The following is a 16,403-nucleotide window of genomic DNA, read 5'->3' as shown; positions in this document are numbered from 1 at the left end:
TTAGCGCGAAGCCAGCGCCTGTGCCAGAGCGCTGGAACAGGTCGCCGTCGGTATCAAGGGACTTCTAAGATTTCGGTGATCTCAACGCCATTCTGCTTTTTGAGCCACTCGGCAGTAGGAGAGTTGACGCGATCCTGGAAATCATTGAGGTCGACATCAGTAATGACCGGAAAAAGACTGGAGCAAATCAATCGGGCAGCTTCCTCCACCGTGGGACGTTGCTCGGACACAAGCGACAGGTGCCTGGACTCACCTTTTTGATCAACGAACGAAATATCCCAGTTTTTCATTGATACCTCCTGAGGCAGAAGTACACGAAGCGAAACAGATTGCGCCTTACACATGCTTGACCTTGAACGCAGGTTATTCGTTCCCGGCCAGCGCCTGCAGAACAAAAAAAAGAGGCCGGGCGGCCTCTTCAATTGATAACAAATCCCTGTAGGAGCACGGCTTGCCGGCGATGGCCGCACCGCCGTTTGCCTGATGGAATGCGGTGCGGCCATCGCCGGCAAGCCGTGCTCCTACAGGTGTGATGCCGATCAGTCCGGGTTGCCGTGAACGACGCCTGCGGTGTTGTCGATCAGGCTCTTGGTCGCGGTCTGGATAAACGACTCCAGCTTGCGCTTGAGATCTGCCTCGTCTTCTGCCGTGGAAATCAACTCCCCTTTGGGTTGCGCGCCCAGCTCGAAACGATACACCCGTGGTGGCATCTCCTTGGGCTCGACCAACAGGCGGTCACCGCTGATGATCGCTACCGTCTGGTCGCTGCCCGACGGCTTGATCACGGCAAAGCCTTTGTCGCCTTCAGGCAGGTTGAGCAGGTCTCGGCCCCAGCACTGGTGACGGGTTTCACCGCCCAGGCGGCCCATGATGGTCGGCACGATATCAACCTGCATCCCCACCGTGTGGTTACGCTGGCCAAACTTCTCCTGGATTCCTGGCCCGATCAGCAGCAATGGCACGTGGAAACGACCCAGGTCCATCTCGGTAATCTGCTGGCTGTTGCCAAAGCCGTGGTCACCCACGATCACGAACAGGGTGTCCTTGAAGTACGGCGCCTTGCGGGCCTTCTCGAAGAACTGGCCCAACGCCCAGTCGGAGTAACGCATGGCGGTCAGGTGCTGGTTGAGCGTGCCCTGATCCGTCACCGGCTCGACCGGCAGATCCTTGGGCAAGGCATACGGTGTGTGGTTGGACAGTGTTTGCAGCAGGGCATAGAACGGCTTCTTGCCGTAGTTATGCTCAAGCTCCTGCGCTGCACGGTCGAACATGTCCTGGTCGGAAACGCCCCAGGTTGGGTCCGAAAACACCGGGTTGACGAAGTCATTGCGGCCAATGAACGTGGTCATGCCCTGGTTGCTGAAGAAACCCGACTGGTTGTCCCAGGCAAAATCGCCGTTGTAGACGTAGACGTCATCGAATTTGCGCGCACTCAACAGCTCCGGCAGGCCGGACAGTTTGTGGCTGCCCTCCGGGGTCTGCATCAGGTACTCGAAGCCCGGCAAGTTCGGGAAGCACGCCATGGTGGCGAACATGCCCTGGTGGGTGTGGGTGCCGTTGGAGAAAAACTGATCGAACAGCAGACCTTCCTCGGACAGCTTGTCGAAGTAAGGCGTGATGTTGGCATTGCTGCCCAGGGCGCCCACCGAGTGACCGGCGAAGCTCTCCATCAGAATCACCACCACATTGCGGATCGGCAATGTGTTCTGCAGTGGCGGCAGGAAATCGCGGCGCACGGCGGCAGTATCGGCATCCACCAATGTGTCATTGGGGGTCAGCAACAGGTCGCGTACCGTCTGCTGGGCCTCTGGCTGCGGCAGGGTGGCTTTCCAGATATTGTCACGATCTTCGGACATCCGGCTCTTGGCGGCGCCGACCAGGCTCAGGGTGCCGTTAAGGCCCAACTGGTTGGCAAAGTTCGAATCAGTGGTGTAGGCATCTCCCCAGCGCAGCGGCGGGCCCTGGCGCAGGGTGCCACGGGCGGCAACCACGGCGATCAGCAAGCACAGCACGAAAACGCCGCCGCGTACATACCAGGGAGCGACCGCACGGGAGCCCATGGTATGAGAGCCATACGGGCCACTCGGTCGGGTCACACGATCGATACCCTTGAATACCAGGCTCAACAGCCAGGTCACAAAGGCCCATGCCAGCAGATAGCGAACCACCGGGAAGCCGTACCAGAGCATGCTCAGTACGGTCTTGGGGTCTTCCTTGACGTATTGGAAGACCAGGCCATTGAGGCGCTGGTGGAATTCCCGATAGAAGTCCATCTCCATCAGGCCCAAAAACAGCGCGATGCTGGAGGTGATGGTCAGCCAGAAGCGGAACAGGCCACGCGCGGCCATGGCCCGGGCACTGAAGATGGCAAGCAGCAGCGGCACGCTGAGATAAACCACCAGCCGCAGATCGAAGCGCAAGCCATTGATGAAGGCTTCGACGAAGGTCATCGCCGGTGTATCGCCGATCATCTCGCGGTTGTAAATCAGCAGGGCCAGGCGCAGCCCGCTGAGCATCACCATGATGGCCAGGCCACTGAGCAGCGTGTAGGCCAGGTGCGATTTCAGAGTCGGTTGCAGCAAGCGCGACGAGGCCCGCTGCTGACTCAAGGCGTCCGTGTTAGCCATGGGGTTAGGAGATCCGTTGGATTCAAGTTGAAAAGTGGGTGTATCAAGCGAAGCGGCAGATGTTGCACCATCGCGCAAGCGCTGCCCAGCCATTTGTGCTAACGACAAAGGCATGGGCAGAAAAATGCGTGCAGATTTTGGGCAATGGAATGTGAAAATTTCGTTGAGGATGCTTCTCGGCAATAGCGAGTAACAATACTGCCGTCAGAGACGCACATCACCTCGGGGCCCGGCGATGGCCCAGATAATCAGCCCCAATACCGGCAACAGCAGGATCAACAACACCCAGAGGATCTTGATGCTGACCTCAGCGCTGCTTTTGATCACGTTGATGATGGCCCAGATATCCAGGGCAAGAATGATCAGGCCAACCAGGCCATTGAACGTGGACCCCATACGAAGCTCCTGGATGTTGGCACGCTTGATGAGGATAGCCGGCCATTGCAAAAGGGTTAAACGTGAACAGCCACCTTGAGGGCTTCGAGGGCGGGCGCGGCGACAATGCCGACCTCGTTGCACAGCTCCAACACGCGAGGCAGGTCGTCGCCAAACACCAGCACCATCTGCAATTCGTCGTCGAGCAACTGGCTGAAGTTGACCAACTGGTAACCACCACGGTCCTTACTCATGCTGCCCATCTGCACCTGGATACGGTTTAGCGCCGTCAGTGCTTCGACTTTGTTCAACTGCTTGGGCTTGATATTGAACGTGATGTCCTTGCCGAACGAATCGATGATCTGCTGCAGCAAGTCGGCGTAGCTGTCGGCCTGGAACAGTACGGTATCGGGCAGGCTGCCCACCACCACCCATTCTCCCAGCGGCATGGGAAAGGTATCGTCGTAGTTGATGTCCGGGTTGGCGGCCAGGAAACCTTGCGGGTCGGCGTAGGCCTGGGCGGCTTCGTCGGCGATTCGCTCGATGTCTTCGTCACGCAGGCAGCCCGAGCTAATTTTGCCAATAAGTTCGACCAGTTGGTTTTTCATGCGTGGTGCCTGCAACAAAGTAAAAAAGGGCGCCAAGGATAGCCGCAAAGTGCCTATGGGGCCACCGCATGGGAATTAATTGGGCCTGACGTGTTCAATGGAATAGGCGCTGTTGAAACGCAGTCCTGCAATTTGCAAGAGCCTTTGAAGGCGCTCATGCAAAATGCACGACCGAGAGTGATTGGTTTATTTTTAAATTGTTGATTTATAAGGGATTTAAAAAGCAAATAGGCTGGCACAATTGCTGCACCCCTCTCCTTGCTTAACCCAAACAAGCTAAGGAGCTGATATGGACCTGATCCAGCAAAAATTCGAGTCGGTGTTCGCGGCCTATGAAGTCACCACTCTGGTTCGCCCTGACGGCGCCATTCTGCTGACCCTGCGCAGTGCCGATGGCAAGCAGATCAAGCGTTCTATTTCGCACAATCAACTGCACTCTTCCGAACAGCTGTCGTGGGTGATCAGCGCCATTCGCCGGGACCTGGCCGAGCAAGCCAGCGAACTGCCCGCGATTTCAATGCTGCAGAGCCAGAATCGCTTTGCGCTGCCGACTTACCACTAAGCGAGACCGCGGCGCGTTCATCGCGGCTAAAGCCGGCTCCTACCGGCCGTGTAGGAGCCAGGTTTACCTGCGATAGGCATCATGCAATGTAGCGGCGAACGGTGCGAGTGATTAAACCAAACAGTCATCAAAGGGTGGGAAACGGCTAGCGATATCGTCGCCGGTAAAGTGTTCTTGAGCCCCCTGCGCATGCTTGAACAAGCGGATGGCACTCACACGCGGCTGCTCGCCCATATCAAACCAACGCGCCGTGCCGGCAGGCACGGAAACCAGGTCATTCTTTTCGCACAACAGCGCATACACATATTCGCCAATGTGCAGGCTGAACAACCCTCGCCCGGCCACGAACCAACGAACTTCATCGGACTGATGATGGTGCTCGTCCCTTGCCCATAGCTCAGCCTTATCGGGATGATGGTCATCCAGGCTGATGACATCCACGCTCACCAGCCCACGCTCAGTCATCAGTTGATCCAACGACATCTGGCAAGCCTCTACCACCTCTTCACGCGCTGCCCCCGGCCGAATGGGCGTCGTGACTTGCCGGCGTTCAAAACCCACACCCTGTTCGGCAAGGGTGGCGACGATGTCTTCCAGATGGGTCAACACCTTGTTGGGGATATCCGGGGTGGATTGGTGATAAACGCTCAGGCAGCTCATCGGGTGTCCTCTTTCATTCGGATCGCAATCATAACCGCTGCCATCAACGCTGCGACGGCGGCAATACTAAAGGTTACCCCGGGGCCCAATGTGTTCCAGCTGTATCCGGAGTAAAGCGCCCCCAAGGCGCCACCGGTACCCGCGAGCGCGGCGTACAACGCTTGGCCCTGGCCTTGTTGCCGAGCGCCGAAACTGCGCTGTACGAATTGGATGGCGGCTGCGTGAAAACTGCCAAAAGTCGCGGCGTGCAACAGTTGCGCAAACAGCAACACCCCAAGATGCTCGGCCAATGTACCGAGCAACACCCAGCGCAATGCGGCCAACAGGAAGCTGAACATCAGCACCCGCCGAACCGAAAGCCGCGCCAGAATCCAGCTCATGGCCAGGAACATCACCACTTCGGCCACCACCCCGACAGCCCACAGCATACCGATCACGCCACGGCTATAGCCCAGCTGTTCCAGGTGCAGGGTCAAGAAGGTGTAATAGGGGCCATGGCTCAGTTGCATCAGCGCTACACAGCCGTAGAAGGCCAGCACGCCTGGGCTGGCCAACTGTCGTAAAAACCCGTCCCCGGCCGGTCGGTCGCCCTGGCTGGGCGGTTGGGCATTGGGCACCCAGAAGCTGCTGAGCACGATGCCCGCCATGATGGCCACCAAGGCTACCGGGTAAATGTCCAGGCTCAACCCTTCAAACAGCCGCCCCAGGCCTACCACGGTCAGGATAAAACCGATCGAGCCCCACAGGCGGATCTGGCTGTAGCGTGAGGTTTGACCTTGCAAATGCGCCAGGGTGATCACTTCGAACTGTGGCAACACCGCATGCCAGAAGAACGCATGCAGCGCCATCACCATGGCCAGCCAGGCGTAACTCTTGTCGAGGAAAATAAGCGAGAACGTGAACAGTGTGCAGATCGCGCCGAAGCGCACGATCGCCAGGCGCCGACCGGTGTAGTCACCTAGCCAGCCCCATAGGTTGGGCGCCACGCAACGCATCAGCATCGGGATGGCCACCAGTTCACCGATGCGCGCAGGCGAAAAGCCCAGGTGATCGAAATACAGCGCCAGAAAGGGTGCTGTCGAACCGAGCAAGGCGAAATAGAAAAGATAGAAACTGGACAGCCGCCAGTAGGGGATCGACGCCACGGCGATCAAGCCACCGTGGCGCGCTGGGTGCAATGGGGCCTCAAAGTTGACCCAAGACCGGCGTGCTCACCCGTACATCGGCATTCTGGCCGCGATGACGCAACAGGTGGTCCATCAGCACGATGGCCATCATCGCCTCAGCGATAGGCGTGGCGCGAATACCCACGCACGGGTCATGACGGCCCTTGGTGATCACGTCGACCGGATTGCCATGGATATCGATGGAGCGGCCCGGAGTGGTGATGCTCGAGGTGGGCTTGAGCGCCAGGTGCGCAACGATCGGCTGGCCCGAAGAAATACCCCCCAGGATGCCGCCGGCGTTATTGCTCAGGAAGCCTTCAGGGGTCAACTCGTCGCGGTGTTCAGTGCCGCGCTGGGCGACGCTGGCGAAACCTGCGCCAATCTCGACACCCTTGACGGCGTTGATGCTCATCAGCGCATGGGCAAGCTCGGCATCCAAGCGGTCGAAAATAGGCTCACCCAGGCCTGGCATCACCCCTTCGGCCACCACGGTGATCTTGGCGCCGACCGAATCCTGGTCGCGACGCAGTTGATCCATATACGCCTCCAGTTCCGGCACCTTGTCTGGGTCCGGGCTGAAGAAAGCGTTTTGCTCGACCGACTCCCAGCTCTTGAACGGAATCTCGATGGGGCCCAGTTGGCTCATGTAGCCACGAATGGTGATGCCAAGGCTTGCGAGGTATTTCTTGGCAATCGCACCCGCGGCCACGCGCATGGCGGTTTCACGCGCAGAACTGCGGCCGCCGCCACGGTAATCACGCTCACCGTACTTGTGGTGGTAGGTGTAGTCGGCGTGGGCCGGGCGGAAAAGATCCTTGATCGCCGAGTAGTCCTTGGACTTCTGATCGGTGTTGCGAATCAGCAGGCCAATGGCGCACCCCGTGGTACGGCCTTCAAACACGCCGGAGAGGATTTCGACCTCGTCGGCTTCCTGGCGCTGGGTGGTATGCCGGCTGGTGCCGGGCTTGCGCCGGTCCAGATCGTGCTGCAGGTCCTGCAGCGACAGTTCCAGTCCTGGCGGGCAGCCGTCGACAATGGCGACCAACGCCGGGCCGTGGCTTTCGCCAGCGGTAGTGACTGTGAACAGCTTGCCGTAGGTATTGCCGGACATGCAGGACGCTCCGAAAAATCAGCCTGAAAAACCAAAGGCGCCAGTATACGCAGGCTAACCGAGCAGTTCATCCCTACTTGCGCGAACCTTGTGCGATCGGGTGAGTCCAAACGACACCTTCTCGATAGTGGCTTGATGATGTTGCGTGTCTTGACCCTTGTGCTTTTACTCTGCAGTGGCCTGCTGCAAGCCGCGCCCAGCGTTCTACAACGCCCGATCAACCTGGACACTGGCAGCGGCATCCTGGCAGGCACCTTGCTATTGCCCCGCAGTGATAAACCTGTGCCCGTGGTGCTGTTGATTGCCGGCTCAGGCCCCACCGACCGCGACGGCAACAATGCCTTGGGCGGTGGCCGCAATGACAGCCTCAAGCGCTTGGCCCTGTTGTTGGCCAACAATGGCATCGCCAGCGTGCGCTATGACAAGCGTGGCGTTGGCGCAAGCCTGGCCGCTGGCCCGGACGAGCGCTATTTGAGCGTTGAGGGTTATGTGGCCGATGCCGTGGCCTGGGGTAAAAAACTGGCGTCCGACCCACGCCTGGGGCCGCTGATTGTTCTGGGCCATAGCGAAGGCGCGCTGATTGCCAGCCTGGCGGCTCAACCGGCAGGGGCCCAAGCGATGATTTCGCTGGCCGGTTCCGGTCGGCCAATCGACGCCGTCTTGCGCGAGCAACTGCGCGATCGCCTGCCACACCCCTTGCTCAAGCGCAGCGAACAACTGATCGACAGCCTCAAGGCCGGCTGGGTCGACACGGATGTGCCCGACGACCTGCAGGTTATTTTCCGTCCCAGCGTGCAACCTTATCTGATCTCCCTGTTCCGCCAGGACCCCGCCGCCGCGTTCGCACGCCTGCAGATGCCGGCGTTGATCGTGCAGGGACGCAACGATATCCAGGTCAGCATCGACGACGCCGAACGGCTCAAGGCTGCCAAGCCCGATGCGCAATGGGTACTGGTCGAAGGTATGAACCACGTGCTGCGCATCGTGCCGCAAGATCTGCAATCGCAACTGGACTCTTATAAGAACCCTGATCTGCCATTGGCCAGCACGCTGGCACAGAGCCTGGTGAGTTTTATCGAGGTTTTGCCGAAAAAATAAGGGATTTGATACATGGCGAGCTCCAGTCCTGGTCGAACTGGCCGATAAGCCGGTGCTGGCTGTGCAAATGCGGTCGGTGCTGCGTATAAAAGGATCGCCGTGATGACTGACGCCTCAACCCAGCAAACTCCCGAAGACGTGGCCCAGCCGCCAGACGCGCCGACCGTCACGCTGCCCTGGACGGATCTGGAGCCCGAACATTTCCAGATGCTTCGACTGGCTCCCCTGCCGACTGATCGCAGCAGCGGTGCCCGACCGCTGCGCTTCGTCCAGCATGGCCGCATCGAACGCCACAGCAAGGAGCGCAGCCTACTGCGCCAGGACATCCAGTTGCCCGGCCAGCACGTGCGCAAAGAGCAGAACCATCTGGATGTGTGGGTTGACCACACCACGCGCCGCCTGCATATCGCCCCGGAAGCGGGGCTGCAGCTTGAACCGCTGAATCGGGGACTGGGGCGTTTTCTACTGGCCCAGGCGGTGCTCTGGGCCCAGCGCCGCTGGCCTCAGTACCGCGTCGACGGCGCCTTGTTGTCCAGCCGTGATGGCTTGAATGAAGACACTCGATTGCGCCGTGATCATGTCCTCAAAAGCCTTGGCCTGACCGTCAAATATGCCGATCCGCAGCATCTGAAAGGACGCTACACCGAGGCTTCGGTGAGTGAATTGATCGGGGCCTGGAACAGCGAGCGCGTGCAAGTGGTCGAGATCCTGGACGCCTCCCACATGCTTCAACAGGCCGACCATACCCTGCAAGAACAGGAAGTGAAGCTGCGCGAACAGGAGGAGCGGATCAGCCAGTATCGCCGCGAGGACAACGGGCTGCGCTTTACCATCACCTGCCTGGTGGCCTTTGCCGTGTTCCAGGCAGGTTTGCTGATCTGGATTGCGACGCACCGGTAGGCGTAGGAGCCGGGTTTACCCGCGATGAACTCACCGCGGTTTGCCTGATACACCGTGGTGCGGCCATCGCAGCCAAGGCTGGCTCCTACGCGGTCGGGTAGGAGCTGGCTTTAGCCGCGATGAATGCACTGCGGTTTGCCTGATACACCGCGGTGCGACCATCGCAGTGGTCCGGCATTCCGGCGAGGCTGGCTCCTACACGGTCGGGTAGGAGCTGGCTTTAGCCGCGATAAATGCGCTGCGGTCTGCAGGATATACCGCGGTGCGGCCATCGCAGCCGAGGCTGGCTCCTACGCGGTCGGGTAGGAGCTGGCTTTAGCCGCGATGAATGCACTACGGTTTGCCTGATACACCGCGGTGCGGCCATCGCAGCCGAGGCTGGCTCCTACACGGTCGGGTAGGAGCTGGCTTTAGCCGCGATGAATGCACTGCGGTTTGCCTGATACACCGCGGTGCGACCATCGCAGTGGTCCGGCACTCCGGCGAGGCTGGCTCCTACAGTTGGGCGGCGAACAACGCTTGGTGCTGTCGGCATTGTTCGGCGGTCAGCATGAATACTCCGTGCCCGCCGCGTTCGAAATCAAGCCAGGCAAAGTCGACTTGCGGGTACAACTGCTCGACATGCACCTGGCTGTTGCCCACCTCGACAATCAGCAACCCCTTGTCGTTGAGGTGATTCGCCGCTTGCGCCAACATGCGTCGTACCAGGTCCAGGCCATCATTTCCACAGGCCAGGCCCAATTCGGGCTCGTGCTGAAACTCCTCGGGCATGTCGGCGAAATCTTCGGCGTCGACATACGGCGGGTTGGAAACGATCAGATCAAATCGCTGGCCCGGCAAGCCTTCAAAACCATCGCCCTGAACGGTGTACACCCGCGCCTCCTGGCCATGGCGCTCGATATTCTGGTTGGCCACTTCCAACGCTTCGAACGACAGGTCCCCCAGCACCACTTCAGCCTCTGGGAACACATCGGCGCACGCGATACCGATACAGCCGGAGCCTGTGCACAGGTCCAGAATGCGCGCAGGCTCAGCGGCCAGCCAAGGCTCAAAGCGCTTTTCGATCAACTCACCGATCGGTGAACGGGGAATCAGCACACGCTGATCGACGATAAAGGACATACCGCAGAACCAGGCCTCACCCAACAGATAGGCTGTTGGCACACGCTCTTCGATTCGACGTTTGATCATACGCTGCACGTATACCAATTCGTCGTCTTCCAGGCGGCAGTCCAGATAACTGTCGGCGATTTCCCACGGCAAATGCACAGCGCCCAGCACCAGCAGTCGCGCTTCGTCCCAGGCGTTATCCGTCCCATGACCGAAAAACAGTTCTTCCTTGTGGAAACGGCTGACAGCCCAACGGATGTGGTCGCGCAACGTGCGCAGGCGGGAAGTGATCACGGCAGACTCCTTGAAATACGACCGGCAATTCTAGCAGCGATACGTCTGAAATGATCCCCGCCATGCCTCTTTCGGATAGGCGCGGGATGGCTGCAGGCCAGTAACGACGCTGGCTTCAACCGAAGCGGTTCACATAAGTGCTCCAGCAGAGGACAATGTGACAAAAGCCCTACCCACAGGAGCCCCCGATGTCCGTTCCAAAGACGATGTTTCAACTCAGCGGTCGAGGTTATTCACCGGCCAGCCTGAGCCATGCCACACTGGTTATTATCGATGCGCAAAAAGAGTACCAGAGCGGGCCTCTTGCGCTGTCCGGCATGGATGAAGCCGTGGCCAACATTGCCCAATTGCTGGCAGCGGCACGCGCGGCGAATCGGCCGGTGGTGCATATTCGTCACTTGGGAACCGTAGGCGGCCTGTTCGACCCACAAGGCGAACGCGGTGAATTCATTCCTGAACTCAAGCCTCTGGGCGATGAGCGCATCATCGAAAAACGCCTGCCCAACGCCTTCAACGGCACGGGCCTGGACAGCCTGCTGCAAGGCCTCGGGCACCTGGATGTGATCGTCTGCGGCTTCATGAGCCACTCCAGCGTCAGCACCACGGTTCGCGCCGCGAAGGATTACGGCTATCGTTGCACATTAGTGGAAGACGCCTGCGCCACCCGCGACCTGCCCTTCAAGGGTGAAGTGATCACGGCCGCGCAGGTCCAACGCACGGAAATGGCGATCATGGCGGACAACTTTGCAAGCGTTACCCTGACCAAAGACCTGGTTTGAAACACCGCCTATCCGATAAGGCCCGCCGGGCCCTGTAAAATGCCCGGCGGCCGGAACCACCTTGGAAGCAAACGGTCCAACGCCCGATATCCATAGAGGAAATCGGAATGAAGTTATCCGATGGTTTCGACGCTCGGCGCCTGCGTCCGAAGGAGCCGAGCAACTGGCGCATGCGACTGGGCAGTGCAATCTGCGCGCTGATGGCGACCTTGGGCGTGCTGCTGGCCATGGCCGGTGCAGCCAGCCTGCTGGGCCGCCCACCGGCACTGGGCGAACTCAACTCAAGCCCCATGGGCGCAACGATGATCATCGTCGTCGGCCTGGTTTTGCTGTGGCTGGGTGTTCGCTTGTGGCGAATCTGCCGAGTGCGGATGCGCCGTGGCCGCGAACTGCACCTGGCACCGCACCTGATGAAAAAACACGATTGAGCTGACCAGCCGTGCGGATCAGTCGCGTAAACTAGCCCTCCCTGGTGGAGGCTTACATGCAAGACGACGATTTTTCCCTGTTCAAAAGCGAAATGCACGGCATAAAGCCGATCAAGCATGATCGCGCTGATACCGGCAAACCCCGAAGCGACCGCAAGCAGCTGGCGACCTTGCGCCAGGCTGCGACGGTACGCAGCAACGCCACCACGGTTGACGGCCTCTCCGACCAATTCGTCATTGATGTCGGCCCGGAAGACGAGCTGCACTGGGCCCGCGACGGCGTCCAGGAAGGCCAGATGCGCAAGCTCAAGCTGGGTCAGATCAGCTTTGAAGGCAGCCTTGATCTTCACGGCATGACCGTCGAGAAAGCCCGGGAAACCCTCTGGGCGTTCCTGGCCGAGGCCACCCGCCTCGAAGTGCGTTGCGTGCGCGTGACCCACGGTAAGGCGGTACGCCTGGACGGCAAGCGTCCGATGATCAAAAGCCACGTCAACACCTGGCTTCGCCAACACCCGCAAGTACTCGGTTTTTGCTCCTGCCAGGCTCGCCATGGCGGTGCTGGCGCCGTCTATGTGATGCTCAAACGAACCATGCTTGAGGGGCGCGACGAATAACACTGTGCTTGCAGCGCAGTCACAGCCGCCGTAACCTTCGCGTTTGCGAAAAAAACCACAGGTAGATCCATGTCCCTGGAACAGAACTACACCGCGATTCTCGGCCAGCTCGGCGAGGATGTGTCCCGCGAAGGCCTGCTCGACACGCCCAAACGTGCCGCCAAAGCTATGAAATACCTTTGCCGCGGTTATGAACAAACTCTGGAAGAGGTCACCAACGGTGCCCTGTTCAGTTCCGATAACAGCGAAATGGTGCTGGTGAAGGACATCGAGCTTTACTCGTTGTGCGAACACCATATGCTGCCGTTCATCGGTAAAACACACGTTGCCTACATTCCAAATGGCAAGGTTTTGGGCCTGTCGAAAGTGGCTCGTATCGTCGATATGTACGCTCGCCGCCTGCAGATCCAGGAAAACCTCAGCCGCGAGATCGCCGAAGCGGTCCAGCAGGTTACCGGTGCACTGGGCGTGGCAGTGGTTGTCGAGGCCAAACACATGTGCATGATGATGCGCGGTGTCGAGAAACAGAACTCTACGATGATCACCTCGGTGATGCTGGGTGAGTTCCGCAACAATGCGGCCACTCGCAGCGAGTTTCTCAGCCTGATCAAATAACGGCGACACCCGGCCCCTGGGGCCGGGTTTTATTTTATTTGGAGATTTTTACAGCATGATTGTTAAAGCGCTGCGCGTGGGCTTAGGCCAGCTCATTGTATTGCTCGACCTGATCACCCGCCCTCGCAAGCAAAAGCGCTCGCTGGGTGACCAAGCGCAGGTAGAGCAGCAAGCCAAGGGCTTGGCGCTTTATCAGTTCCATGCGTGCCCGTTCTGTGTGAAAACGCGCCGCACGCTGCACCGCCTGAATGTGCCGGTGGCGCTGCGCGATGCCAAGAACAACCCTCAGGATCGCCAGACCCTGCTGGACCAAGGCGGCAAGGTCAAAGTGCCGTGCCTGCGCATCGAAGAGAACGGCCAGACCACTTGGATGTATGAGTCCAAGGTCATCATTGACTATCTGAACAAGCGCTTTGCGGCCTGAATACAGGGCTGGTGGGTACGCACTGTACGGTCCATTGCGCGGATTGCTGTATCGCAACAATCTGTTACTTGCGCGGTAGCCTGAAACGCTGCTGATACCGCACAAGGATTGCTCCATGACCAACGCCGCCCCAGCGCAGTTGCGCCCCCTGGCCGACACCTCCCCTTCCGCTGTCGTCGCCGGCTTTATCGCCATGATGACCGGCTACACCAGCTCCCTGGTGTTGATGTTCCAGGCAGGGCAAGCGGCAGGGCTTACCAGCGCACAAATCTCATCGTGGATCTGGGCCCTGTCGATCGGCATGGCGGTGTGCAGCATCGGTTTGTCGTTGCGCTACCGCACTCCCATTACCGTGGCGTGGTCCACGCCAGGCGCGGCACTGCTGATCACCAGCCTGGGCGGCGTAAGCTATGGCGAAGCCATCGGCGCCTACATCACCTGTGCGGTCCTGGTGTTGATCTGCGGGCTGACGGGGAGTTTCGAGCGACTGGTCAAACGACTACCCTCCTCCCTGGCTGCCGCCCTGCTGGCGGGTATCCTGTTCAAGATTGGCAGTGAGATTTTCGTCGCTGCGCAGCACCGCACGCTGCTGGTGCTGGGCATGTTCTTCACCTACCTGCTGACCAAGCGCCTGTCGGCCCGCTATGCGGTGTTGGCGGCGTTGCTGGTAGGCACGGCCCTGTCTGGCGTACTGGGATTGCTGGACTTCAGCCAATTCCACCTGGAAGTGGCGACACCGGTCTGGACGACACCGCACTTCTCGTTGGCCGCCACCATCAGTATCGGCATCCCATTGTTTGTAGTCGCCATGACCTCGCAAAACATGCCGGGGATCGCCGTATTACGCGCCGATGGCTACAACGTGCCGGCCTCGCCGCTGATTTCCGTCACCGGATTTGCCTCGCTGCTGATGGCACCCTTTGGCTCCCACGGCATCAACCTGGCCGCGATCAGTGCCGCCATCTGCACCGGCCCTCACGCCCATGAGGACCACCGCAAACGCTACACGGCAGCGGTGTGGTGCGGAGTATTCTACGGTGTGGCCGGTACCTTCGGCGCAACGCTTGCGGCCTTGTTTGCGGCCCTGCCCAAGGAGCTGGTGCTCTCCATTGCCGCGCTGGCGCTGTTCGGCTCGATCATGAATGGTTTGAGCGTGGCCATGAACGAACCCAAGGAACGCGAAGCGGCCTTGATCACATTCATGGTCACGGCCTCGGGCTTTACCCTGTTTTCGATTGGCTCGGCTTTCTGGGGCATCGTCGCGGGCGTACTGACGCTACTGATCCTCAACTGGCGCAAGGCCTGGTAGGAGCCGGCTTTAGCGGAGTGCCGGACCACCGCGATGGCCACACCGCGGTTTGTCTGAGATACCGCGGTGTGGCCATCGCGGTGGTCCGGCACTCCGGTAAAGCCGGCTCCTACCCCAAAGCAGTGTGTGCAACCCAGGGCCACGATAGGCCGGCAAGCGGCCTCAAGCGGAATTACCGACCTGCAAGCTCAGCAACGACTGCCGCCAATGCCTTAGCCGGGTCCGCCGCCTGGCTGATCGGACGCCCAATCACCAGGTAATCGGAACCTGCATCCAGCGCCTGACGCGGCGTCAGAATACGACGCTGGTCATCGACCGCACTACCCGCTGGCCGAATGCCGGGGGTTACCAGCTGCAGCGACGGGTGCGCCGTCTTCAAGGCCTTTGCTTCCAGCGCCGAGCAGACCAGGCCATCCATCCCCGCCTTCTCAGCCAGAGCCGCCAGACGCAGCACCTGCTCCTGAGGCTCAATATCCAGACCGATACCCGCCAGGTCTTCACGCTCCATGCTGGTCAGCACCGTCACACCAATCAACAGCGGTTGCGGGCCGCTGCGCTGGTCCAGCACATCACGGCAGGCTGCCATCATGCGCAGGCCGCCAGAACAATGAACGTTGACCATCCAGACGCCCATGTCCGCCGCCGCCTTGACCGCCATGGCCGTGGTATTGGGAATATCGTGGAACTTGAGGTCCAGGAAAACCTCGAAACCTTTCTTGCACAGGGTCTCGACAATGTCGGATCCACAGCGGGTGAACAGCTCTTTGCCAACCTTGACCCGGCAAAGCTTGGGGTCCAACTGATCGGCCAGCTTCAGAGCGGCTTCACGGGTGGGGAAATCCAGGGCGACGATGATAGGCGTCTGGCAAGCGGACATTGGCGGGCTCTCAGGTCAAGTCGAAATCGGCGCGCATTGTAGCGGATGCGCGGCACCTACGGGACCCACCGATCAGCAAAAACGTGATTGCGTGGGTTTTACTCATTGTCATGCTAGCGCGTGGGCGGACCTATAATGGAACCATGGGTCAATAAATTCACTCAACATGAGTAGACCGCCTCAAAACCGAATTTCGGCTCGGGCGGGTCCTTGAGGAGAAACAAAATGCCTTGGTATGCCTGGTTAATCATGCTGATCGCAATTGGATCGATTGTCGGCGGCTTGATGATGCTCAAAGAGACGGCCAAGAAGGTGCCATTGACCGAAGAGCAGTTGAAGAAAATACATGAGAGAAATGCTGAGATGGATGCCAAAGAGGCGAAGGATCGATAACCACAGTTCAAACAACTTGTTTCGTCATAAGCCCCTTTTCTGAAGAGGCTTATGACGTGGCGCGGATTTAGTTCAACGTCAACTTGTCGCGGTTTCTGTCCAACAGGGCCTTACCAATCCCTTTTACTTCCAGTAACTCATCAACCGATTCAAATTTACCCTGACTGTCGCGGTACGCAACGATGGCCTCAGCCTTTGTACGCCCGATGCCCGCCAACTCCTTTTGCAGCGTTTGAGCGTCGGCGCTGTTCAGGTCGATCATGGCTGTCTTGCTCGAATCCATAATCATTACCTCCGCACCCTGCATGGGGGCGGGATTGACTGCAACTGCCGGCAAGGCCACAGAAGCGAACAGGGCAAACAGAACAGAGGACAAGAATGTTTTACGCATGAGTTAACGCTCCATCAGAAAGTAACAAGGCAGCTTTTCCTAAGCTGCCCCTGAAACCTAGC

The 16,403-nt window shown here is 59.3% G+C and carries 20 protein-coding genes; 10 read left to right on the top strand and 10 right to left on the bottom strand.

All coding sequences use genetic code 11. The features are described 5' to 3' along the window. Nucleotides 1-53: 53 nt before the first annotated feature. The 4 genes from AC3IX4_RS07480 to AC3IX4_RS07465 form a co-directional block, all read right to left on the bottom strand. The gene (locus AC3IX4_RS07480) at nucleotides 54-290 is read right to left on the bottom strand and encodes a hypothetical protein (RefSeq protein ID WP_489259939.1); all 237 of its coding nucleotides are present in this window, start codon (nucleotides 288-290) and stop codon (nucleotides 54-56) included. A 249-nt stretch (nucleotides 291-539) separates the two neighbouring features. Beyond that, nucleotides 540-2,627 (bottom strand): LTA synthase family protein, encoded by a 2,088-nt coding sequence (locus AC3IX4_RS07475; RefSeq protein WP_489259938.1) that lies wholly within the window; start codon nucleotides 2,625-2,627, stop codon nucleotides 540-542. A gap of 204 nt (nucleotides 2,628-2,831) precedes the next feature. Next, on the bottom strand, nucleotides 2,832-3,023 hold the full coding sequence (locus AC3IX4_RS07470; protein WP_489259937.1) for a PLDc N-terminal domain-containing protein: 192 nt from the start codon (nucleotides 3,021-3,023) through the stop codon (nucleotides 2,832-2,834). 56 nt (nucleotides 3,024-3,079) lie between these two features. Then, nucleotides 3,080-3,610 carry a hypothetical protein gene (locus AC3IX4_RS07465; RefSeq protein ID WP_489259936.1) on the bottom strand — a complete coding sequence of 177 codons (531 nt, stop codon included), beginning with the start codon at nucleotides 3,608-3,610 and terminating at the stop codon, nucleotides 3,080-3,082. 289 nt (nucleotides 3,611-3,899) lie between these two features. On the opposite strand from AC3IX4_RS07465, the gene AC3IX4_RS07460 reads away from it, so the two are divergent. Next, on the top strand, nucleotides 3,900-4,172 hold the full coding sequence (locus AC3IX4_RS07460; RefSeq protein ID WP_489259935.1) for a DUF3509 domain-containing protein: 273 nt from the start codon (nucleotides 3,900-3,902) through the stop codon (nucleotides 4,170-4,172). A gap of 111 nt (nucleotides 4,173-4,283) precedes the next feature. Here AC3IX4_RS07460 and AC3IX4_RS07455 read toward each other — a convergent pair whose 3' ends face one another. Genes AC3IX4_RS07455 through aroC form a run of 3 tightly spaced genes read right to left on the bottom strand, consistent with a single transcriptional unit; the run spans nucleotide 4,284 to nucleotide 7,109 of the window. After that, nucleotides 4,284-4,832: a 1,2-dihydroxy-3-keto-5-methylthiopentene dioxygenase gene (locus AC3IX4_RS07455; RefSeq protein WP_489259934.1), complete on the bottom strand. Its 549-nt coding sequence runs from the start codon at nucleotides 4,830-4,832 to the stop codon at nucleotides 4,284-4,286. Next, nucleotides 4,829-5,977 (bottom strand): MFS transporter, encoded by a 1,149-nt coding sequence (locus AC3IX4_RS07450; protein ID WP_489261240.1) that lies wholly within the window; start codon nucleotides 5,975-5,977, stop codon nucleotides 4,829-4,831. Before AC3IX4_RS07450 ends, AC3IX4_RS07455 begins: the two co-directional genes overlap by 4 nt. Before the next feature lie 40 nt (nucleotides 5,978-6,017). After that, complete coding sequence (aroC, locus tag AC3IX4_RS07445) at nucleotides 6,018-7,109, bottom strand: chorismate synthase (RefSeq protein WP_489259933.1); 1,092 nt, start codon at nucleotides 7,107-7,109, stop codon at nucleotides 6,018-6,020. Between the two features lie 135 nt (nucleotides 7,110-7,244). Between aroC and AC3IX4_RS07440 the strand changes: the two genes are divergently transcribed. Then, entirely contained in the window at nucleotides 7,245-8,207 is a 963-nt protein-coding gene (locus AC3IX4_RS07440; RefSeq protein ID WP_489259932.1) for an alpha/beta hydrolase, read from the top strand. Nucleotides 8,208-8,309: 102 nt separating this feature from the next. After that, nucleotides 8,310-9,107 (top strand): hypothetical protein, encoded by a 798-nt coding sequence (locus AC3IX4_RS07435; RefSeq protein WP_489259931.1) that lies wholly within the window; start codon nucleotides 8,310-8,312, stop codon nucleotides 9,105-9,107. A gap of 495 nt (nucleotides 9,108-9,602) precedes the next feature. Here AC3IX4_RS07435 and prmB read toward each other — a convergent pair whose 3' ends face one another. Next, a complete protein-coding gene (gene prmB, locus AC3IX4_RS07430) occupies nucleotides 9,603-10,511 on the bottom strand; it encodes a 50S ribosomal protein L3 N(5)-glutamine methyltransferase (protein ID WP_489259930.1) in 909 nt (302 codons plus the stop codon). 188 nt (nucleotides 10,512-10,699) lie between these two features. Between prmB and AC3IX4_RS07425 the strand changes: the two genes are divergently transcribed. From AC3IX4_RS07425 to AC3IX4_RS07400, 6 genes are all read left to right on the top strand, one after another. Continuing rightward, the gene (locus AC3IX4_RS07425; RefSeq protein WP_489259929.1) at nucleotides 10,700-11,290 is read left to right on the top strand and encodes a cysteine hydrolase family protein; all 591 of its coding nucleotides are present in this window, start codon (nucleotides 10,700-10,702) and stop codon (nucleotides 11,288-11,290) included. 107 nt (nucleotides 11,291-11,397) lie between these two features. Beyond that, nucleotides 11,398-11,718 (top strand): hypothetical protein, encoded by a 321-nt coding sequence (locus AC3IX4_RS07420; protein WP_489259928.1) that lies wholly within the window; start codon nucleotides 11,398-11,400, stop codon nucleotides 11,716-11,718. A gap of 56 nt (nucleotides 11,719-11,774) precedes the next feature. Next, nucleotides 11,775-12,332, top strand: a complete 558-nt coding sequence (locus AC3IX4_RS07415) for a Smr/MutS family protein (protein WP_489259927.1) — start codon at nucleotides 11,775-11,777, stop codon at nucleotides 12,330-12,332. Between the two features lie 69 nt (nucleotides 12,333-12,401). Further along, on the top strand, nucleotides 12,402-12,947 hold the full coding sequence (gene folE / locus AC3IX4_RS07410) for a GTP cyclohydrolase I FolE (protein ID WP_489259926.1): 546 nt from the start codon (nucleotides 12,402-12,404) through the stop codon (nucleotides 12,945-12,947). Nucleotides 12,948-13,002: 55 nt separating this feature from the next. Continuing rightward, nucleotides 13,003-13,371 carry a glutathione S-transferase N-terminal domain-containing protein gene (locus AC3IX4_RS07405; protein WP_489259925.1) on the top strand — a complete coding sequence of 123 codons (369 nt, stop codon included), beginning with the start codon at nucleotides 13,003-13,005 and terminating at the stop codon, nucleotides 13,369-13,371. Between the two features lie 115 nt (nucleotides 13,372-13,486). Beyond that, the gene (locus tag AC3IX4_RS07400) at nucleotides 13,487-14,680 is read left to right on the top strand and encodes a benzoate/H(+) symporter BenE family transporter (protein ID WP_489259924.1); all 1,194 of its coding nucleotides are present in this window, start codon (nucleotides 13,487-13,489) and stop codon (nucleotides 14,678-14,680) included. Nucleotides 14,681-14,852: 172 nt separating this feature from the next. Here the strand turns inward: AC3IX4_RS07400 and pyrF are convergent, their stop codons facing one another. Next, nucleotides 14,853-15,557 carry an orotidine-5'-phosphate decarboxylase gene (gene pyrF / locus AC3IX4_RS07395; RefSeq protein ID WP_489259923.1) on the bottom strand — a complete coding sequence of 235 codons (705 nt, stop codon included), beginning with the start codon at nucleotides 15,555-15,557 and terminating at the stop codon, nucleotides 14,853-14,855. A 225-nt stretch (nucleotides 15,558-15,782) separates the two neighbouring features. Here pyrF and AC3IX4_RS07390 point away from each other — a divergent pair, with 225 nt between their 5' ends. Next, nucleotides 15,783-15,950, top strand: a complete 168-nt coding sequence (locus AC3IX4_RS07390) for a DUF2897 family protein (protein ID WP_489259922.1) — start codon at nucleotides 15,783-15,785, stop codon at nucleotides 15,948-15,950. A 67-nt stretch (nucleotides 15,951-16,017) separates the two neighbouring features. Here the strand turns inward: AC3IX4_RS07390 and AC3IX4_RS07385 are convergent, their stop codons facing one another. After that, entirely contained in the window at nucleotides 16,018-16,341 is a 324-nt protein-coding gene (locus AC3IX4_RS07385) for a ComEA family DNA-binding protein (RefSeq protein WP_489259921.1), read from the bottom strand. Between the last annotated feature and the right edge of the window lie 62 nt (nucleotides 16,342-16,403).

Source organism: Pseudomonas sp. KH_021, from assembly GCF_057838865.1.
Note: the sequence above shows the minus strand (reverse complement) of the source record. Positions and strands in the feature narration are given on the sequence as shown.

Bases quoted from the DNA above. Each gene is read 5' to 3' on its own strand.
- AC3IX4_RS07435 (WP_489259931.1), top strand. From the start codon at position 8,310: ATGACTGACGCCTCAACCCAGCAAACTCCCGAAGACGTGGCCCAGCCG.
- folE (WP_489259926.1), top strand. From the start codon at position 12,402: ATGTCCCTGGAACAGAACTACACCGCGATTCTCGGCCAGCTCGGCGAG.
- AC3IX4_RS07475 (WP_489259938.1), bottom strand. From the start codon at position 2,627: ATGGCTAACACGGACGCCTTGAGTCAGCAGCGGGCCTCGTCGCGCTTG.
- AC3IX4_RS07480 (WP_489259939.1), bottom strand. From the start codon at position 290: ATGAAAAACTGGGATATTTCGTTCGTTGATCAAAAAGGTGAGTCCAGG.
- AC3IX4_RS07400 (WP_489259924.1), top strand. From the start codon at position 13,487: ATGACCAACGCCGCCCCAGCGCAGTTGCGCCCCCTGGCCGACACCTCC.
- AC3IX4_RS07415 (WP_489259927.1), top strand. From the start codon at position 11,775: ATGCAAGACGACGATTTTTCCCTGTTCAAAAGCGAAATGCACGGCATA.
- AC3IX4_RS07385 (WP_489259921.1), bottom strand. From the start codon at position 16,341: ATGCGTAAAACATTCTTGTCCTCTGTTCTGTTTGCCCTGTTCGCTTCT.
- AC3IX4_RS07455 (WP_489259934.1), bottom strand. From the start codon at position 4,832: ATGAGCTGCCTGAGCGTTTATCACCAATCCACCCCGGATATCCCCAAC.
- AC3IX4_RS07425 (WP_489259929.1), top strand. From the start codon at position 10,700: ATGTCCGTTCCAAAGACGATGTTTCAACTCAGCGGTCGAGGTTATTCA.
- aroC (WP_489259933.1), bottom strand. From the start codon at position 7,109: ATGTCCGGCAATACCTACGGCAAGCTGTTCACAGTCACTACCGCTGGC.
- AC3IX4_RS07405 (WP_489259925.1), top strand. From the start codon at position 13,003: ATGATTGTTAAAGCGCTGCGCGTGGGCTTAGGCCAGCTCATTGTATTG.
- AC3IX4_RS07460 (WP_489259935.1), top strand. From the start codon at position 3,900: ATGGACCTGATCCAGCAAAAATTCGAGTCGGTGTTCGCGGCCTATGAA.
- AC3IX4_RS07390 (WP_489259922.1), top strand. From the start codon at position 15,783: ATGCCTTGGTATGCCTGGTTAATCATGCTGATCGCAATTGGATCGATT.
- AC3IX4_RS07470 (WP_489259937.1), bottom strand. From the start codon at position 3,023: ATGGGGTCCACGTTCAATGGCCTGGTTGGCCTGATCATTCTTGCCCTG.
- AC3IX4_RS07420 (WP_489259928.1), top strand. From the start codon at position 11,398: ATGAAGTTATCCGATGGTTTCGACGCTCGGCGCCTGCGTCCGAAGGAG.
- pyrF (WP_489259923.1), bottom strand. From the start codon at position 15,557: ATGTCCGCTTGCCAGACGCCTATCATCGTCGCCCTGGATTTCCCCACC.
- AC3IX4_RS07440 (WP_489259932.1), top strand. From the start codon at position 7,245: ATGATGTTGCGTGTCTTGACCCTTGTGCTTTTACTCTGCAGTGGCCTG.
- AC3IX4_RS07465 (WP_489259936.1), bottom strand. From the start codon at position 3,610: ATGAAAAACCAACTGGTCGAACTTATTGGCAAAATTAGCTCGGGCTGC.